Source organism: Catellatospora sichuanensis (assembly GCF_007483665.1).
GTDB classification, from domain to species: domain Bacteria; phylum Actinomycetota; class Actinomycetes; order Mycobacteriales; family Micromonosporaceae; genus Catellatospora; species Catellatospora sichuanensis.
On sequence record NZ_VIQO01000011.1, the window covers coordinates 225,015 to 241,058 of the forward strand.

Annotated in this window: 12 protein-coding genes; 4 read left to right on the top strand and 8 right to left on the bottom strand. The window is 68.4% G+C overall.

Features of this window, described 5'->3' with window-relative positions; translation table 11 throughout:
• Positions 1-9: 9 nt before the first annotated feature.
• Positions 10-795 (bottom strand): carbohydrate ABC transporter permease, encoded by a 786-nt coding sequence (locus tag FLL47_RS22690; RefSeq protein ID WP_425457752.1) that lies wholly within the window; start codon positions 793-795, stop codon positions 10-12.
• Between the two features lie 136 nt (positions 796-931).
• Complete coding sequence (locus FLL47_RS22695; protein WP_144122577.1) at positions 932-2,194, bottom strand: ABC transporter substrate-binding protein; 1,263 nt, start codon at positions 2,192-2,194, stop codon at positions 932-934.
• Between the two features lie 709 nt (positions 2,195-2,903).
• Between FLL47_RS22695 and FLL47_RS22700 the strand changes: the two genes are divergently transcribed.
• Positions 2,904-3,941, top strand: a complete 1,038-nt coding sequence (locus FLL47_RS22700) for a LacI family DNA-binding transcriptional regulator (protein WP_144122578.1) — start codon at positions 2,904-2,906, stop codon at positions 3,939-3,941.
• A gap of 182 nt (positions 3,942-4,123) precedes the next feature.
• On the opposite strand, the gene FLL47_RS22705 is transcribed toward FLL47_RS22700, so the two are convergent.
• Together FLL47_RS22705 and cpt are read right to left on the bottom strand one after the other, a co-directional pair.
• On the bottom strand, positions 4,124-5,377 hold the full coding sequence (locus tag FLL47_RS22705; protein ID WP_246158430.1) for an MFS transporter: 1,254 nt from the start codon (positions 5,375-5,377) through the stop codon (positions 4,124-4,126).
• A gap of 281 nt (positions 5,378-5,658) precedes the next feature.
• Complete coding sequence (gene cpt, locus FLL47_RS22710) at positions 5,659-6,192, bottom strand: chloramphenicol phosphotransferase CPT (RefSeq protein ID WP_222106143.1); 534 nt, start codon at positions 6,190-6,192, stop codon at positions 5,659-5,661.
• A 416-nt stretch (positions 6,193-6,608) separates the two neighbouring features.
• On the opposite strand from cpt, the gene FLL47_RS22715 reads away from it, so the two are divergent.
• The gene (locus FLL47_RS22715) at positions 6,609-8,108 is read left to right on the top strand and encodes a SulP family inorganic anion transporter (RefSeq protein ID WP_144122580.1); all 1,500 of its coding nucleotides are present in this window, start codon (positions 6,609-6,611) and stop codon (positions 8,106-8,108) included.
• Entirely contained in the window at positions 8,108-8,527 is a 420-nt protein-coding gene (locus FLL47_RS22720; RefSeq protein WP_246158433.1) for a MerR family transcriptional regulator, read from the top strand. The genes FLL47_RS22715 and FLL47_RS22720 overlap by 1 nt, the downstream gene beginning before the upstream one ends.
• 191 nt (positions 8,528-8,718) lie before the next feature.
• Here the strand turns inward: FLL47_RS22720 and FLL47_RS22725 are convergent, their stop codons facing one another.
• Complete coding sequence (locus FLL47_RS22725; protein WP_246158436.1) at positions 8,719-9,663, bottom strand: ArsR/SmtB family transcription factor; 945 nt, start codon at positions 9,661-9,663, stop codon at positions 8,719-8,721.
• Between the two features lie 119 nt (positions 9,664-9,782).
• On the opposite strand from FLL47_RS22725, the gene FLL47_RS22730 reads away from it, so the two are divergent.
• Positions 9,783-11,048, top strand: coding sequence for an MFS transporter (locus FLL47_RS22730; protein ID WP_186315849.1), 1,266 nt, complete (start codon positions 9,783-9,785; stop codon positions 11,046-11,048).
• Here FLL47_RS22730 and FLL47_RS22735 read toward each other — a convergent pair.
• From FLL47_RS22735 to FLL47_RS22745, 3 genes are all read right to left on the bottom strand, one after another.
• A complete protein-coding gene (locus tag FLL47_RS22735) occupies positions 10,995-12,488 on the bottom strand; it encodes a family 43 glycosylhydrolase (protein WP_144122582.1) in 1,494 nt (497 codons plus the stop codon). The genes FLL47_RS22730 and FLL47_RS22735 overlap by 54 nt on opposite strands.
• A 33-nt stretch (positions 12,489-12,521) precedes the next feature.
• Positions 12,522-13,961 (bottom strand): family 43 glycosylhydrolase, encoded by a 1,440-nt coding sequence (locus FLL47_RS22740; RefSeq protein WP_246158438.1) that lies wholly within the window; start codon positions 13,959-13,961, stop codon positions 12,522-12,524.
• Between the two features lie 523 nt (positions 13,962-14,484).
• Positions 14,485-16,038, bottom strand: a complete 1,554-nt coding sequence (locus tag FLL47_RS22745; RefSeq protein WP_144122584.1) for a DHA2 family efflux MFS transporter permease subunit — start codon at positions 16,036-16,038, stop codon at positions 14,485-14,487.
• Positions 16,039-16,044 lie beyond the last annotated feature (6 nt).

Genomic DNA, 16,044 nt, shown 5'->3' on the forward strand with positions numbered 1-16,044 from the left:
TCTGGCTGGTCATGAGCGCTTCTCCGCCCGGTTGACGTGGATGAGGTAGGGCACGACCACGATCGCGACGACGACGAGCAGGAACACCGAGATCGCGGCGGCCTTGGCGTAGTCGCTGGTGAGCAGGGTCTGCCAGACGTAGACCGCGGGGACCTCGGTGATCCACTGGGCTCCGGAGACCGACATGATCAGATCGAACATCTTCATCGACATGTGGCCGGTGATGATCATCGCGGACAGCACGGTCGGCGTGAGCTGTGGGAACAGGACCCGGCGGTAGAGCTGGAAGTTGCTCGCGCCGTCCATCGCGGCGGCCTCACGCAGCTCGTTCGGGATGCCGCGGAATCCCGCGAGGAACAGCGCCATCACATACCCGGCCAGCTGCCAGATCGCAGGCACCGCCATCGCGGCCATGCCCCAGTCGGGGTCGGTCCACCAGGGGTTCTGCAGGAAGTCGAGGCCCAGGCCGCCGAAGACGGCGTTGAGGCCGCCGGCGTCGTCGCCCTCGCCGGGGTTCATCAGCCAGCGCCACACCACGCCGGACGCGACGAACGAGACGGCCATCGGGAACAGGTAGACGGTCCGGAAGACGCCCTCGGCACGCGCGCCACGTTCCAGTAGTAGCGCCCAGATCAGGCCCATCACCAGCGTGCCGACCATGAAGACGATCGTGAAGACCAGCAGATTCTTCAGGGAGTGCGTGAACCGGTCGTTGATGTCGTTGGTGAACAGATTGACGTAGTTGTCCAGGCCCGCGAACCCCTTGGACTCACGGGCGTTGTGCCGGTCCTGCATGGACAGGTTGACCGTCCAGGCGATGAGCCCGTAGACCAGAACGCCGAGCAGGATCAGCGAGGGTGAGATCAGCAGCAGGCCGGATAGCCACGGCCGCTTCCAGCTGCGCATGGTGTTGCTCCTTCGGCCGGGGGCGCTACTTCTTGGCGGCGAACTGCGCGGCGGCCGCGGCGAGCGCGTTCTGCAGCGCGGCGACGTCACCGTCGGTGGAGAACTTGCCGGCGGCGCTCACGATCGCACCCTGCAGGCCCTGCGAGCAGGCCGAGCCGTGAGCGCAGGACGGCACCTGCTTGTCGGCCTTCCAGCTGGTCATCGCGGCCTGCTGGTAGGCCGGGAAGCCGTCGGAGCTGACGTCGGTGCGGGCCGGGATGGAGCCCTTCTTGACGTTGAAGGCCTTCTGGCCCTCTGCGCTGCCCACCGTCTTGAGCCAGCACTTGGTGCCCTCGACGTTCTTGGCGCCCTTGGGCAGCACGAACGCGTCGGCCAGCCACTGGAAGGTGCCGGTGTTGCCCGGGAAGACCGAGTAGCCGTAGTCCTTGAAGCCCTTGGCGTCGAGGTCGGCCGCCTCCCAGTCACCCATGAGCTGGTAGGCCGCCTTGCCCTCCATGATGAGCTTCTCGGCGTCGGTCCAGTCGAAGGTGTCGCGGTCGGCGTTGCTGTAGGTCAGCAGCTTTTTGAACTTCTCGATGGCCGCCGTGACGTCGGCGCCCTTCCAGTCCGTCGAGCCGTTCCACAGGCCGGTGAACTTGTCCGCGCCCAGGTCGCTGATCAGCACCGACTCCAGGAGCATGACCTGCGTCCAGTCCTTGCCCAGCGCCAGCGGCGTGGCCACGCCCTTGGCCTTGAGCTTGTCCAGGTCGGCGATGAAGGCGTCCAGCGTGGTCGCGTCGGCGGTGATGCCGGCCTTGGCCAGCACGGTCTTGTTGCTCCACAGCACGTTGGCGCGGTGGATGTTCGCCGGCACGGAGTAGATCTTGCCGTCGACGGTGATGTTGTCGATCAGGCCCTTGGGGAACGCACTGGTCAGGCCCCACTCGGCGTACTGCGCCGAGATGTCCTCGACCTGGTCGGCGTTGATGTAGTCCGACAGCTCCGCGCCCGCGTGCGCCTGGAACGTGCTCGGCGGGTCGTTGGTCTGCAGGCGGCTGGCCAGCACGCTCTTGGCGTTGGACCCGGCGCCGCCGGCGACCGCGCCGTTGACGAACGCGAAGTCAGGGCAGGCGGTGCCGAACTGCGCCACGAGCCCGTCCAGGCCCGCCTTCTCACCGCCGTCGGCCCACCACGTGAAAACCTCGACGTTCTTCTCCGCAGCGGGGTCTTCGCTCGACGAACACGCTGCCGCGGAGAACAGGGCAGCGACGGCCACGAGTGCCACCGCTGCTTGCCTGGTAAAACGCATGGTTCCTCCGATCACACAGGTTGACTTCCGGAATGCGAAACCCACCCTCGCGATTTGTGGCAACGTTGTCAAACGCGATGCTCATCGATGTGTACTCGCACCCGACTGCGTTCGGTGACCACACGATCACGACACCCCAACTCCGTCGGCGAGCATAATCGAGAACCCTCGATGTCCACATACGCGGCGACGCGGTGAGCTGGCACACCAACCGACAGGGTCCGATAACTCCCAAGTCTCCATTGGACGGCGGTCGATACTTTCGTCACCGAGCAGCCAAACCCCCCGCCGCCCTGACTTTACGAAACTGCAACATTGACGTGCCGTAGCGACGCGGGCCTGAACGCCGCTGCCCGGCGACGCTGCCAGACGGCGTCCACACAGTTCAGGAGCGGAGCAGGGCCGGCCTTACAGTCGTCTCCGGCGCTTGGCAATGCGGAGCCGGCCGCGTGCAGGAAACAGCGCGAATCAACATTCGCCGCGACGTCGCAGCGCCGATGCGGCTGTAAGGCGCGCGGCGCGGCCACCTACCCGATCAGCTGAGCACCAACGTCCTGCGCTGCCTCGACACGGTCGGCCACCACTCGCCATGCGTGGCCGTTCCCATGCGAACACAGCCCTTTCACGCCCCTCTCGCGGGCGTTATCATCTGGCAGCCAAACCGGTTCAGTCGGCACGCGGAAACGCCGCCACCACAGGGAGTCGACAGATGGTCGGTGACGGAACCACGACCCGCCTGCTGCCGAGCCGGGCCAGGCTCCTCGACGTCGCCCGGCTCGCCGGAGTCAGCGTGAAGACCGTGTCACGGGTCGTCACCGGCCACCAGAACGTCAGCAAGCACACCCGGGAGCGGGTCACGCAGGCCGCCCAGCAGCTGCGGTTCCGGCCCAACCACCTGGCTCGCGACCTGCGCCAGGGCGGCGTCTCCCGGACCATGGCGTTCGTGATCGGCGACCTGACCAACCCGTTCTACGCGCAGGTCGCCGCCGGGGTGGAGCAAGGGCTGGCCGATGAGGGCCTGACCATGGTGATCGCCGTGACGCACGACGACCCCGCCCAGGAAGCCCGAGTGGTCAGCACCATGCTGGAGCGCCGGGTGCACAGCCTGCTGCTGGTGCCCATCGCCGCCGATCAGAGCTACCTGGCGGGCGAGCTGCAGCTGGGCACGCCGATCATCTGCCTGGACCGGCCCGCTCAAAACCTGGCCGCCGACAGCGTGGTCATCGCCAACCGTGCCGGTGCCACGGACGCGGTCCGGTCGCTGCTCGCGCACGGGCATCGGCGGATCGCCTTCATCGGCAGCACCGTCTACACCAACGACGAGCGGCTCGCCGGCTACCGCCAGGCGCTCTTCGACTTCGGGGTCGCGGCCGTGACCGAATGGGAGCGCACCGACGCCGTCACCGCGGCCGACGCGGATCGGGCGACCCGCGAGCTGCTCGCCGCCCCAGTCACGCCGACGGCGATCCTGGCCGGCGACAACCGCATCAGCACCGGCGTGCTGCGCGCGCTGCGCGACACCCAGCGCGAAGTGGCGCTCATCGGCTTCGACGACTTCGATCTGGCGGAGACATTGAGCATCACCGTGGTCAGCCATGACGCCGGGCAGATGGGACGCGAAGCGGTGCGCCTGGCATTGGCCCGCCACGAGGACCTCAGCGGACCGCCGATGCAGAGCGTGATCCCGGCCCGGCTCACACTGCGGGGCTCCGGCGAGACTCCACCGCCGCGCTCGCGCCTGTACTGAGCACGCGGCTGTCACGTCGATACGGTCGCAGTACCCGTCCCGGGCAGCACGCGCTGACCTCGGCCGACGATACGCCCGGCCGTGACCCGGGTAGCTGGACGCCGCAGGCCGGCAACGAGGGAACGAACTGGGGTGACCGTCGCGAGGCGCGACGCTACGGCGTCCCGCCCCGCGACCTACCCTCATACCCTGACTTGGATTCCTTGCCGAATCACTTGGGGCGCCTTCTCGTGAACTGCCCGAGGTGGCAAGTGCGGTTCGAGTCGCAGGGTGCAGGCGAAGGCGATGATGTTGAGCACGGCCAGTGCCAGGAACGGCATTGCGTGCCCGAGACCGAAAAGACCTGCGAACAGGACCGGGGCGGCGATCTCGGCGCCGACGAAGGAATACTGGAACAGCGCGAGATAGCGACCACGTGTCGCCGGCGGAGCGCAGGCCGCAGCGATTGCCATGGAAGCCGGTGCGTGGATGATTTCGGCGGTGGTGAACAGGACGGTGGCTGCGACGAGGACGGGCACGGACCAGACCGAATGCTCGCCGGAGATGCCGGCGAACGCCAGGGACCAGGTCGTCCACAGTCCCGCAGCCAGGCAGATCAGACGTGTTCGGCGATGGCGGGCAAGGCGACGGGTGAGTGGGCCGCCCAGGACGCCGATGATGATCGCGTTGCCCACCAGGACCACCGAGGCCAGCCAGGCGGGTGCGTGCAGCGCGGTCCGGATGAAGGTCGGCAGCGTGAGGCCGAGCATGAGGGTGGACATGGCGAAGACCGTGTTCACGGCGGTGAGCATCAGGAACGGCCGGTCGGCGAGCACAGCGCGGTATCCGACGGCGGGCCCAGTGCCGTGGGCGGTGGGGCGGGGCATACGGGGATAGGCGGCGAGGGAGGCTGCCGCGAGGGTCAGGCAGATGCAGGCCGCATAGGCGATCGCGCGGTAGGTGGCGTCCTGGCCGTCGGCGAGGACGGCCCCGGTGATCAGCCCTCCGGTGCCGATACCGACCGTACGGGTGATGTTCGCTCGTGCGTACCACACGTCTTTGAGGACCGCCGTGTGATCAGCGTGGTCGGCGATGAACGTGAAGAGCGTCGACCAGAAGAACCTGACGCCTGTCGCGCCGACTGCCGCGGCGATGAAGATACCGGCGGGTTGGCGGACGTGGACGAAGGCCAGGAATGAGGCTGCCTGCAGCAGTAGAGCGCCGATGACCAGTGTGCGCGCGCCGACGCGGTCCGCCAGCGCTCCGGCGAACAGCGGGACGGGGATCGTGATCGCGTTGGCCGCCCCGATCAGGATGCCCAGCTCCGCGAGCGGGACGGTGGTCAGCGCGGTGAAGTAGACGATCGACAGCGGCAGGAACAGACCTCCGCCTATGGACGTGAGTAGGAGGGAACCGACAAGCGCGGTCCCGCTGCGGCGGTGGGGAAATGGTTGCACGGATCGATGCCTCGCGTTCCGAAAGGGAGGAACCCGGGGCCGGCGAACGGACCCGGGGACGACAGCGGAACGCCACCTGCCTGCCCAGCGGCGAGGCTGCGGGAAGACACGCAGCCCAAGGGGCGGTTGCAGGTGGCGGTCGAGGCGCTAGACGTCCATGAGAAGCATGGCCGTGACCCTAACCGACCTGATTCCACCCCCGCATACGTTTTTTGTCCGTACTCCCCGCAGCCAGGGTTGCCCGCTGCTACCTACCGGGCGGCCCGGAGCTGATCCGTCGATCAGCTGACGCGGGCGGCGATGGCCCGCGCGCACACGAGGGACTCGGTATGCGTCGTGTCCACCTCCAGGTCGTAAACCACGCCGTCGTGAACCACATCCGCCTGCAACGCAGCCATTCCCTGGACCCGGTCTCCACGGGCGACCTCACGGCCGGCAGCGACCTCGCTCTCACATCTGACGCCGACCCATAGCACGTCCAGCTCACCCAGAGTCTTCTGCCAGCTCTGCTGGGACCCGGATCCGCCGAGAAAGACATCGTCGATGATGACCCTGGCGCCTGCCCGGGCCATGGCCGCGACACCCTCCATCCAAGCCGTCTGCAGCGCCCGGAAATCCGCCCCGACGCTCACTGCGCCGTCCGCCGCGAACACGATCCCCTCGTCCGACGCATGCAGCTTCGCGGGCAGCGCGTCGACGAACGAGTCGCAGCCGAACGCGAGCCACGGATCCGGAAGCACGGCCTGCAGGCACCGTACGATCCCGGACTTCCCCGAGCTGGAACCACCGTTGAGGATGATCATCTGAGTCGCCACCGCCCCACGGTAGGACGTCTGCCACACGCCACGGAATTGATTTCGACAGAATCTGCCCAGGCGCGCCACGACCCGGTGACCTTTCCGGTCACGGCTCTGGCTCCGTCGCCAACAGTGATCATGGAGCTGCGCTGAAGTCCTCGTCGGGGGTCTGGATGGCACCGAGCTGGGCGCCGCTCCCGGGTCGAGCGCGGCATGGGAGCTACAGCGGGCTGTTAGTGATCATCGCCACTGACCGTCAAGGCCGACTCTCCTCTCACCGGAGAGTAGGGTCTGCCGAGGTCGTCGCAGGCGGTGTGGCTGCCGACCGCTGGATCGGCGCGAACGCCGACCTCTGCCATGTGGCGCCGTGCGCCGTTCTTGATCTCAGCGGGCGCGTTGCCGTGCGCTTGCTGTGCTTCCTGGAGATGAGCGACATGCCTTCCCTGCAAGCGGCGTTCGGCCGAGCGCGCCTGCCCCGCCCGGCGTGGCTGTCGCCCCGGGTACTGCGGACCGAGGTGCTCGCCGGACTGGTCGTGGCGTTGGCGCTGATCCCGGAGGCCATCTCGTTCTCCATCCTGGCCGGGGTCGATCCTCGGGTGGGGTTGTTCGCGTCGTTCACGATGGCTGTCACGATCGCGGTCTGCGGCGGTCGGCCCGCGATGATCTCCGCCGCGACCGGCGCCATCGCTCTCGTCGTAGGCCCGCTGGCCCGCGAGCACGGGCTGAACTATCTGATCGCCGCGGTCATCCTCGGCGGAGCGATCCAGATCGTACTGGCCGCGGTGGGCGTCGCGAAGCTGATGCGCTTCATTCCCCGCAGCGTCATGGTCGGGTTCGTCAACGCCCTCGCCATCCTGATCTTCATGGCACAGATCCCGCATCTGCTCGGCGTGCCCTGGCTGGTCTACCCGCTCGTCGCGGTCGCCCTCGCCGTCATGTTCGTTCTCCCCCGGCTGACCACCGCGATTCCGGCGCCGCTGGTGGCGATCGTCGCGCTGACCGCGTTCACGGTGCTGGCTCACGTGGCCGTGCCGACGGTCGGCGACGAGGGCGAGCTGCCCGACAGCCTGCCCGTCCTCGGGCTGCCCGACGTGCCGTTCACCTTCGACACGTTGCAGGTCATCGCGCCGTTCGCGGTGGGCATCGCGCTCGTCGGGCTGATGGAGTCGCTGATGACCGCGAAGCTGGTCGACGACATCACCGACACCCGCTCCGACAAGACCCGCGAATCGTGGGGCCAGGGCGTGGCGAACATCGTGACAGGCTTCTTCGGCGGCATGGGCGGCTGCGCGATGATCGGCCAGACAATGATCAACGTGAAGGCTTCCGGCGCCCGGACCAGACTGTCGACGTTCCTCGCCGGCGCCTTCCTGCTCATCCTCGTGGTCGCGCTCGGCGACGTCGTGGCCGTCATCCCGATGGCCGCCCTCGTCGCCGTCATGATCATCGTCTCGGTGTCGACGTTCGACTGGCACAGCATCGCGCCGAGCACCCTCAAACGCATGCCGTGGGGCGAGACCATCGTCATGGCCACCACCGTCGCCGCCACACTGATCACCCACAACCTGGCCATCGGCGTCGTCCTGGGCGTACTCGCCGCGATGGTCGTCTTCGCCCGCCGGGTCGCCCGCCTCGTAGACGTCACCAGCGTCCTGGATCCGGACGGCCGTACCCGCATCTACTCCGTGCACGGCGAGCTGTTCTTCGCCTCCAGCAACGACCTGGTCACCCGGTTCGACTACGCCGGCGATCCCGACACCGTCATCATCGACCTGTCCCAAGCCCACATCTGGGACGCGTCGTCGGTCGCCGCGCTGGACGCGATCACCACGAAGTACGCCTCCCGCGGCAAGACCGTCGAGATCATCGGCCTGAACAAGCCCAGCGCCCGAATGCACGACACCCTCGCCGGGCAGCTCAAGGTCGGCCACTGATGACCACGCCGAGCGCCGACCCGACCGCAGCCGGCCGGCACATGCAGATCGGCGAAGCCGCCGAACGCACCGGGCTCAGTATCCGCACCATCCGCCACTACGACGAGGCCGGGCTCGTCGTGCCGTCGGCTCGCAGCGAAGGCGGCTTCCGGCTCTACACCCAGGCCGACCTCGACCGTCTCGCCGTCATCAAACGGATGAAACCGCTCGGCTTCACCCTGGAGGAGATGCGAGACCTCCTCACCCTCCTCGACGCACTCGCCGCCGCGCCACCAGGCGAGGATCGCTCCGGCCTGCTCGACCGGCTGGCGGACTTCCACGAGGCGGCACAGCAGCAGGTCGCCGCCCTCACCCATCGGCTGCACACCGCCGAGGGCTTCGCGCTCCAGCTGCGCCAACACCTCGACCAGCATCGATGACAAAACTGACCGAAGTAGGAAAGCCGATGCTGAGCGCCTGAGCATGGCCCCTCGTTGTGGTGCGAGACATGCCCGGACCGCCGCAAGTCACGATCTCCTGCTGGTTCGCCGTCGAAATCAGCCCGCTCATGCGTGATGCCGTCCGCCGAAGAACTGGGCGCCGTCGCGACGCGGCATTGGCTCGGTCGGGGTCAGTCTGGAAAGCCGACGGCCCGACCCGGCGCCGCCGAGGCCGGTGATTCGGTCGTGCGGTCGACCAGGAGGGTGCCGAACGGGGTGCGCCAGTAGAGCACCTCGCGTCCGGAACGCTGCTTGGTCACCGCCCCGGCATCGAGCAGCACCCGGAGGTGGTCGCCGACAGACCCCAGGGACAGGCCGGTGAGCGCGGCCAGGTGCGATGTGCTCACCGGTGTGCCCAACCGGCGGAGGATGGCCGCTCGGTTCAGGCCGATCAGCCGGTCCAGCCCATCCGGCGCAGGCGGGGCGGCATCGGCCAGAATGCCGCGGGCCGGGTAGACCATGCCGAAGCGCGTGGGCTGGTCCCACACCACCCAGCCGTGGCCGCAGTGCGCCGGGACGAAAATCAGCTGCTCGGCCCGGTCGAGCGGCAGCGGCGGGTCGGGGAGGTCGTTGACCTGGAGCCGGCCGTCCCCCAGCCACTGCATGGTGCCTGCCAGGTCGGGGAAGACGCCTGCCCAGCCCTCGGCACTGAGCCGGGAGGTACGTGCCACGACGTCGGCCCGCAACCGCTGTTCCCGCGCCGGCCACTCCGGACGGACGGTGTGCGTCCAGACCCAGTCGAGCAGGAACACCGCCTCCTGCGTCAGCCCGTCGACGGACAACACGTCATCGAGTGGCCCCGGCCGGGTCGCCCGCAGGTCGGCGCGGATCTGCTCGTCGGGGCGTGCGATGACGGCCGCAAGCTCCTCGGCGAACGTCGGGGTGGCCGACGCGGGTGCCAGGGTGAGGAAGTCGGCCATGTACCGGCGCCCGAACGCAGCGGCCACCAATGCCCGCACCACCGGCCGTCGAGCCAGCATCTCCTCGTATGCGGCAACGTGTGGCCGCCGCCAGGCGTGCTGCCACGGTCGGCGCGGCCTGTCCAGCGACAGCAGCGCGGACACCGTGTCGGTCATCGGCGAAATGGTGAACCGACTGCGTGCGAGCAGATCCACCGGCACCTGCCAGACCGCCATGTTTCGCCTCCAGCCGTAACTTTAACGGCCCCGCATCGCGGAACCCGAGGATCATGGACGTGAGAACATACTCGGAACTGTTCGCCGTCAACGAGTTTCGCAACCTCTTCCTGGCCAACTGCGCCGGGATCGCCGCGCACACCAGTTCCGCGCTGGCCCTCGGCTCGCTGACGTACGCCGTGACCGGTTCGGCGGCGCTGACCGCGCTGAGCATGTTCGGGGCGCCGCTGGCCGGCGTGCTGGGCAGCCTGACCCTGCTCTCCGCCGCGGACAGCCTGCCGCCGCGCCGAGCATTGACCCTCGCCGCGCTGGTCGCGCTCGCCGGTACGGCGACCCAGGCCGTCCCGGGACTGCCGATCGGACTCCGGTTCGCCGTCATCATGCTCGTCGCGTACGTCGGGTCGATCGTCGGTGGCGCCCGCTGGTCGCTGCTCAACGACATCCTGCCGCCCGGCGGGTACGTGCTGGCCCGATCGACGATGAACGCCAGCGTCGGCGTGATGCAGATCGCCGGGTTCGGGGCGGGCGGGCTGCTGCTGGTCTGGCTCACCCCGTATCAGGTGTTCCTGATCGCGACCGCGCTGCGGGCGCTGGCGGTGGCGACGACGTGGTTCGGCATCCGGGAGCGGCCGGCCCGGACCGGCGAGCGGGCCTCGACGGCACGGACCATGCGGGTCAACCGGGAGCTGTGGGCCGACCGCGGACGCCGAGCGCTCTACCTCAACCTGTGGCTGCCCAGCGGCCTGGTCGTCGGCTGCGAGGCGCTGTTCCTGCCGTACGCGGGAGACCGGGCCGGTTTCCTGTTCGCCGCCGGTGCGCTCGGCATGCTCGCCGGTGACGTGGTGGTGGGGCGGTTCCTGTCGCCGGCCGCCCGCCGCCGGTGCGTCCTGCCGCTGCGGCTCCTGCTCCCCCTCCCCTACCTCGTCTTCCTGCTGCACCCGGACCTTGCACCGGCGATGCTGCTCGCGCTGGTCGCCTCATTCGGGTTCGCGGCCTCGCTGCCGTTGCAGGAGTGGCTGATCGACCGTTGCCCGCCGGAGGCACGTGGCCAGGCGCTCGGCCTGCAGCAGAACGGGATGATGACCGGGCAGGCGGTATTCGCGGCACTCGCCGGAGCGGTCGCCGACGTGCTGCCGACGCACCGGGCGGTGGCGTTGCTGGCGTTCCTGGCGCTGGCCACGACGCTGGTGCTCACTCGGAGTCTGCGGCACGCCCGGCCGGTGCCGCCGCAGGTGGTCCTGCAGGCGGCACCGGGCAGCGGGCCCTCGTCGTCAGTAGACGTAGGGCCACCCGGCGGCGTCGTAGCCGATCCGGTTGATGCCTAGCAACGACGCTCCGTTGTCGGCGTAGTAGTGGTAGATGAGGTGTTCACCGTCGGTGTCCTGAAGGACGGCCTGGTGTCCGGGGCCGTGGACCGAGCCGTGGCCGGCCAGGACCTGGGTGCCGCCGCCGCTGGTGAGGGTGGTGCCGTTGCGGTCGACGTACGGGCCGGTGACGGTGGCGGACCGGCCGACCATGATCCGGTAGGTGCTGGCCGCGCCCTTGCAGCACAGGTCGAACGACATCCACATGTAGTAGTAGCTGCCGTGCTTGACGATGTAGGGCGCTTCGACGGCGCCGCCGGCGTTCGGGCGCGTAACGAGGTTGCGGACCTGGGTGTCCGACGTCGATCGCAGTCCGGTGCCGTTGTCGAGGCGGATGAGTTTGAGGCCGGACCAGAACGATCCGAATGTCAGCCACCAGTTGCCGGATTCGTCGACGATGAGATTGGGGTCGATGGCGTTGTAGTTGACCGCGGTCGACGACTCGATCACGAGACCGCGGTGGGTCCAGGAACCTGACGCCCCGGTGGGTGAGGTGGCCAGGAAGATGGCCGATCGCTGGGAGCCGAACGACGATGCCGAGTAATAGAGCCAGTACTGCCCATTGCGGTAGGAGATGTCCGGTGCCCACAGGTTGCGGTCGCCGTTGGTGTACGTCGTCGTCCACGACGCGCCGTTGGGCCACACCGCTCCTGCGTTACGCCAGGTGACCCGGTCGGTGGACGTCTTCAGCGACAGGTTGATCCCGGTCGCGGCCAGGAGGTAGGTGCCGTCGGGCTTCTTCACGACCGTCGGGTCGTGCGTGCCCACGTCCCCGGCCACCCGGCCGGGAGCGGGGTACTGTCCCGGTTGCGTGCCGGGCGTGCTCGTCGGTGCGGCGGTCGGGGTGGTGCCGCCGCCGACGCGGACCAGCCTGAACTGCTGGTTGGTGCCGTTGGTGTCGTCGTATTGCGCGTACCTGCCGCCGTCTGCGGTCGACCATCCCCACAGATCGACCGCCTTGCCGCTGTTGCGGTTGATCAGCTGCAGGTAGGTCGAGTCGATGTCCTGTACCGAGAACTGCTGGTTGGTTCCGTTGAGGTCGGCCCACTGCACGATGTCGGCGCCGTTGGCCGTCGAGCGCTCGTACACGTCGAGCACCTTGCCGCTGTGCCGGACCCGCAGGCGGTAGAAACCGCCGCCGGAGTCGACGAACTGGAACTGCTGGTTGGTCGCGGCGGTGTTCGGTGTCCGCTGCACCAGTGCGGCGCCGTCGGCCGTGGACGAGTTGCCGATCTCGAGCGCCTTGCCGCTGTGCCGGTTGACGAGTTGGTAGTGAGCGCTGGTGTCGATGACTGCGGCGTCGGCGGTGGTGGCGACCGCGACCGCAGCGCCGCCCGCAACCGCGACGACCGCGGCCAGGAGGGCGGCCGCGCGTGCGCGGCGTGAGGGTCTGCTCTGCATGAGAGGGTCCTTCAGGGTGGGAGATGCGGTCGGTCAGCGCTCGCCGGAGGGTGCGGTCACGGCGACACCCGTGCTGACGGGGGTTCCGAAGTTGGGGGTGTCGTCGGCGTTCCAGGTGAACTTCTGCGCCCGGGTGGAGCGGTTCATGTCGCAGCCGCCCGAGGCGGAGCTGTTGGCGTGGTAGACGATCCAGTCCTCGGTGCCGTCCGGGGACTTGAAGAAGCCGTTGTGGCCGGGGGCGAAGACCCCGTTGGCGTCGCTGCGCTGGAACACCGGCGTGGACTTCTTGGTCCAGTGGCCGGCGTTCAGCGGGTCGGACCCGGTAAGGGTGAGCAGGCCGAGCTTGTAGTCCGGGCCCCAGCACGCGCTCGCCGAGAAAACGATCATGGTTTTGCCGTTGCGGTAGAGCGGCTCGGCGCCCTCATTGACGGCGCCTGTCTGCCGCTCCCAGGAATAGGTCGGCGAGCTGATGAACCGCCGCGCGCCGCTCGGCGTCCACGGGTTGGACAACGGGGTGATGGACAGGCTCTGCGTCCCGTTCATCGCACTGCCCAGCAGGTAGAGCCGCCCGTTGTGCTGAAGGATGCTGGCGTCCAGCTCCCAGGTGCTGCCGAGATCGGCCTTGAACGTGTAGGGGCCCATCGGGTCGGTTCCGGCGGATTCGAGCACGTGCAGGCGCTGCGTCGGGTTGTAGTCGGCGACGTTCTGGCCCGCCACGTAGTAGAAGTACCAACGCCGCCCGTTGGGTCCGTCCAGGAGGTGGAACTCCGGCGCCCACATGTTGCAGCAGCCGTTGGGACGGCCGGCCAGATTGAAGATCACCTGGTCGGCGGCATTGGCCAGCCCCGCCAGCGTGGTGGCTCGGCGCATCGTGATCGTCGAGTTCCACGTCGTGGTGGCCAGGTAGTAGTAGCCGTCGTGGTACTGCAGCCACGGGTCGGGACCGTTGCGCTTGATCGGGTTGGTGAACGTGCGGGTGCCGGCAGTCGGAGAGGCCGTCGGGGTCGTGCCGCCGATGCGAACCAGGCGGAACTGCTGATTGGTCCCGTTGGTGTCGGTGTACTGCGAGATCCGCGCGCCGTCGGCAGTCGACCATGCCCAGAGAACGAGGGCTTTGCCGCTGTGCCGGTTGATCAGCTGCAAGTGGGTCGAGTCGATGTCCTGTACAGAGAACTGCTGGTTGGTGGCGTTGAGATCCGGCCACTGGACCATGCTCGCCCCGTCGGCGGTCGACCAGTCGTAGAGGTCCACCACCTTGCCGCTGTGGCGAGCCCTGAGCCGGTAGTAACCGCCGCCGGAATCGACGAACTGGAACTGCTGGTGGGTGGCCGACGTGTTCGACGTGCGCTGCACGAGTCCGGCGGCATCTGCCGTCGACCCGCCATTGATCTCCAGCGCTTTGCCACTGTGCCGGTTGACCAGCTGGTAGTACGCCGACGTGTCGATCGTCGCCGCGTTTGCGGTCGTCACCACCGCGACAGCGGTCCCGACGGCGACAGTGACGACGGCGGCGACGGCCAATGCAGTCCGGATCCGCTTTCTGGGTGACGTACCGGACGGGAGTGCAACGGTCATGGAAGTACCATCCTCTGGCTTCCGGCGGCACAGCCGCCGTCCAACGGAAGCCGGCAACTGGGCGCAGCCCTCGTGTCCTATCGCCTCCCGGGCAGGCAGAACACGAAGAACGTCGTCGCGTGGGGCGAACCACCCGTTGCACAGGCCGGATCTACCGCGTCCGTGCAGCGACGCGGGACGAACGGGCCCGAAACCCGGCGAATCGCAACACACATGTCAACAACGCGTTTCGTCGAGGTTTCGACATCCGTGATTGTTAGCGGTCACATCCGTGGCTGTCAAGCGGTGCCGCCCAGCCGCCAGATTCCGCTTCGGTCCGGAGAAGGCGGAGGCCCGGCTCGTGTCCGAGCCGGGCCTCGAACCGGAAGGGCCGCCCGCATCCCCGCCTGGTGGGGGCAGCCCGTCCGGTGCTTCGCGGTGTTCAGTGCGTCGCGAACGCCAGCTCAGGTGCCTGCCCGCTGGAGTCGACGACCTTCTTGCGCGGCAGGAACAGTGCCGGCACGATGCACAGCGCGACCAGGATCATCGCCACCAGATAGGTGTTGCCGAACGCTCCGGCCAGGCCCTCCTTGCCGGCAGCCAGCACCGGGGCGGGCACCTGGTCGGCCGGAACCACGCCCTGCGCAACCCCGAGGTATGCCGCGGCCGCCTGGTCGGCGAGCACCTTGTTCGTGAGCACCACCGACATCACCGCCGTGCCGATCGAACCGGCGGTCTGCTGGATGATGTTCATCATCGTCGAGCCGCGCGCGATCTGGCCGTCGGTGAGGCTGCTCATCGCCGCCGACATGATCGGCATCATGGTCAGGCCCATGCCCATGCCCAGCACGAACAGGCTGCCCAGCAGCAGGAGGTACGAGCTGTCGGCGGCGACCTGGGTGTAGACCGCCAGTGCGGCCGTGATCAGGGCGATGCCGGTCAGGACCAGCTTGCCCGGACCCATCTTGTCGGTCAGCTTGCCGCCGATGGGCATGGTCAGCATCGCGCCCAGGCCGTTGGGGGCCAGCAGCAGGCCCGCATCGAGCGTGCCCTCGCCGCGCACCTGGATGAAGTAGCTGGGCAGCAGCAGCATCGAGCCCATGAACGCCACCGAGAACAGGGTCATCGTGATGACCGAGATGGTGAGGTTGCGGTTGCCGAACAGGCTCAGATCGATCAGCGCGTGTCGTTTGCGCAGCGCGTGCAGCACGAACGCGACCACCAGGGCCAGGCCGATGAGCCCGGGGACCAGCACCTTCGTGGCGGCGACCCGGCCCTCCCCGGGGATGGAGGAGACGCCGTACAGGAACAGGGCCAGACCCGGCGACAGCAGCAGCATGCCGAGGAAGTCAAACGACTCCGACACCTTCGGCTCATCCTTGGCCAGCACCCGCCAGGCGGCGAACAGCGCGATCAGACCGATCGGCAGGTTGATCAGGAAGACCCACTGCCAACTGGCGGCCTCGATCAGCCAGCCGCCCAGGATCGGGCCGCCGATCGGGCCGAGCAGCATCGGCACGCCCAGCACGGCCATGACGCGGCCGATGCGCTCCGGGCCGGCGGCCCGGGTCATGATCGTCATACCGAGCGGCATGAGCATGCCGCCGCCCAGGCCCTGCAGCGCCCGGAACGCGATCAGCGGGCCGATGTCCCAGGCGAAGCTGCACAGCACCGAACCGGCTACGAACAGCACGATCGAGGTCAGGTACAGACGCTTGGTGCCGAAGCGGTCCGCGGCCCAGCCGGTGACCGGGATCACCGCTGCCAGAGCCAGGGTGTACGCGGTCATGGTCCACGCCACCGTCGCGGGCGTCGACAGGAACTCGCGTTGGAACGTCGGCAGGGCAACGCTGACGACGGTGATATCGAGGATGGACATGATGGCGCCCAGCACCACGACGCCCGCGACCTTGAGGACAGCGCTGTCCAGCTTCTCGGTGGCGGGCGGTGGAGCCCCGGAGTCGGCCGTGGCCGGCGGGCTGCTGGTTGTGGTCATGCGGGG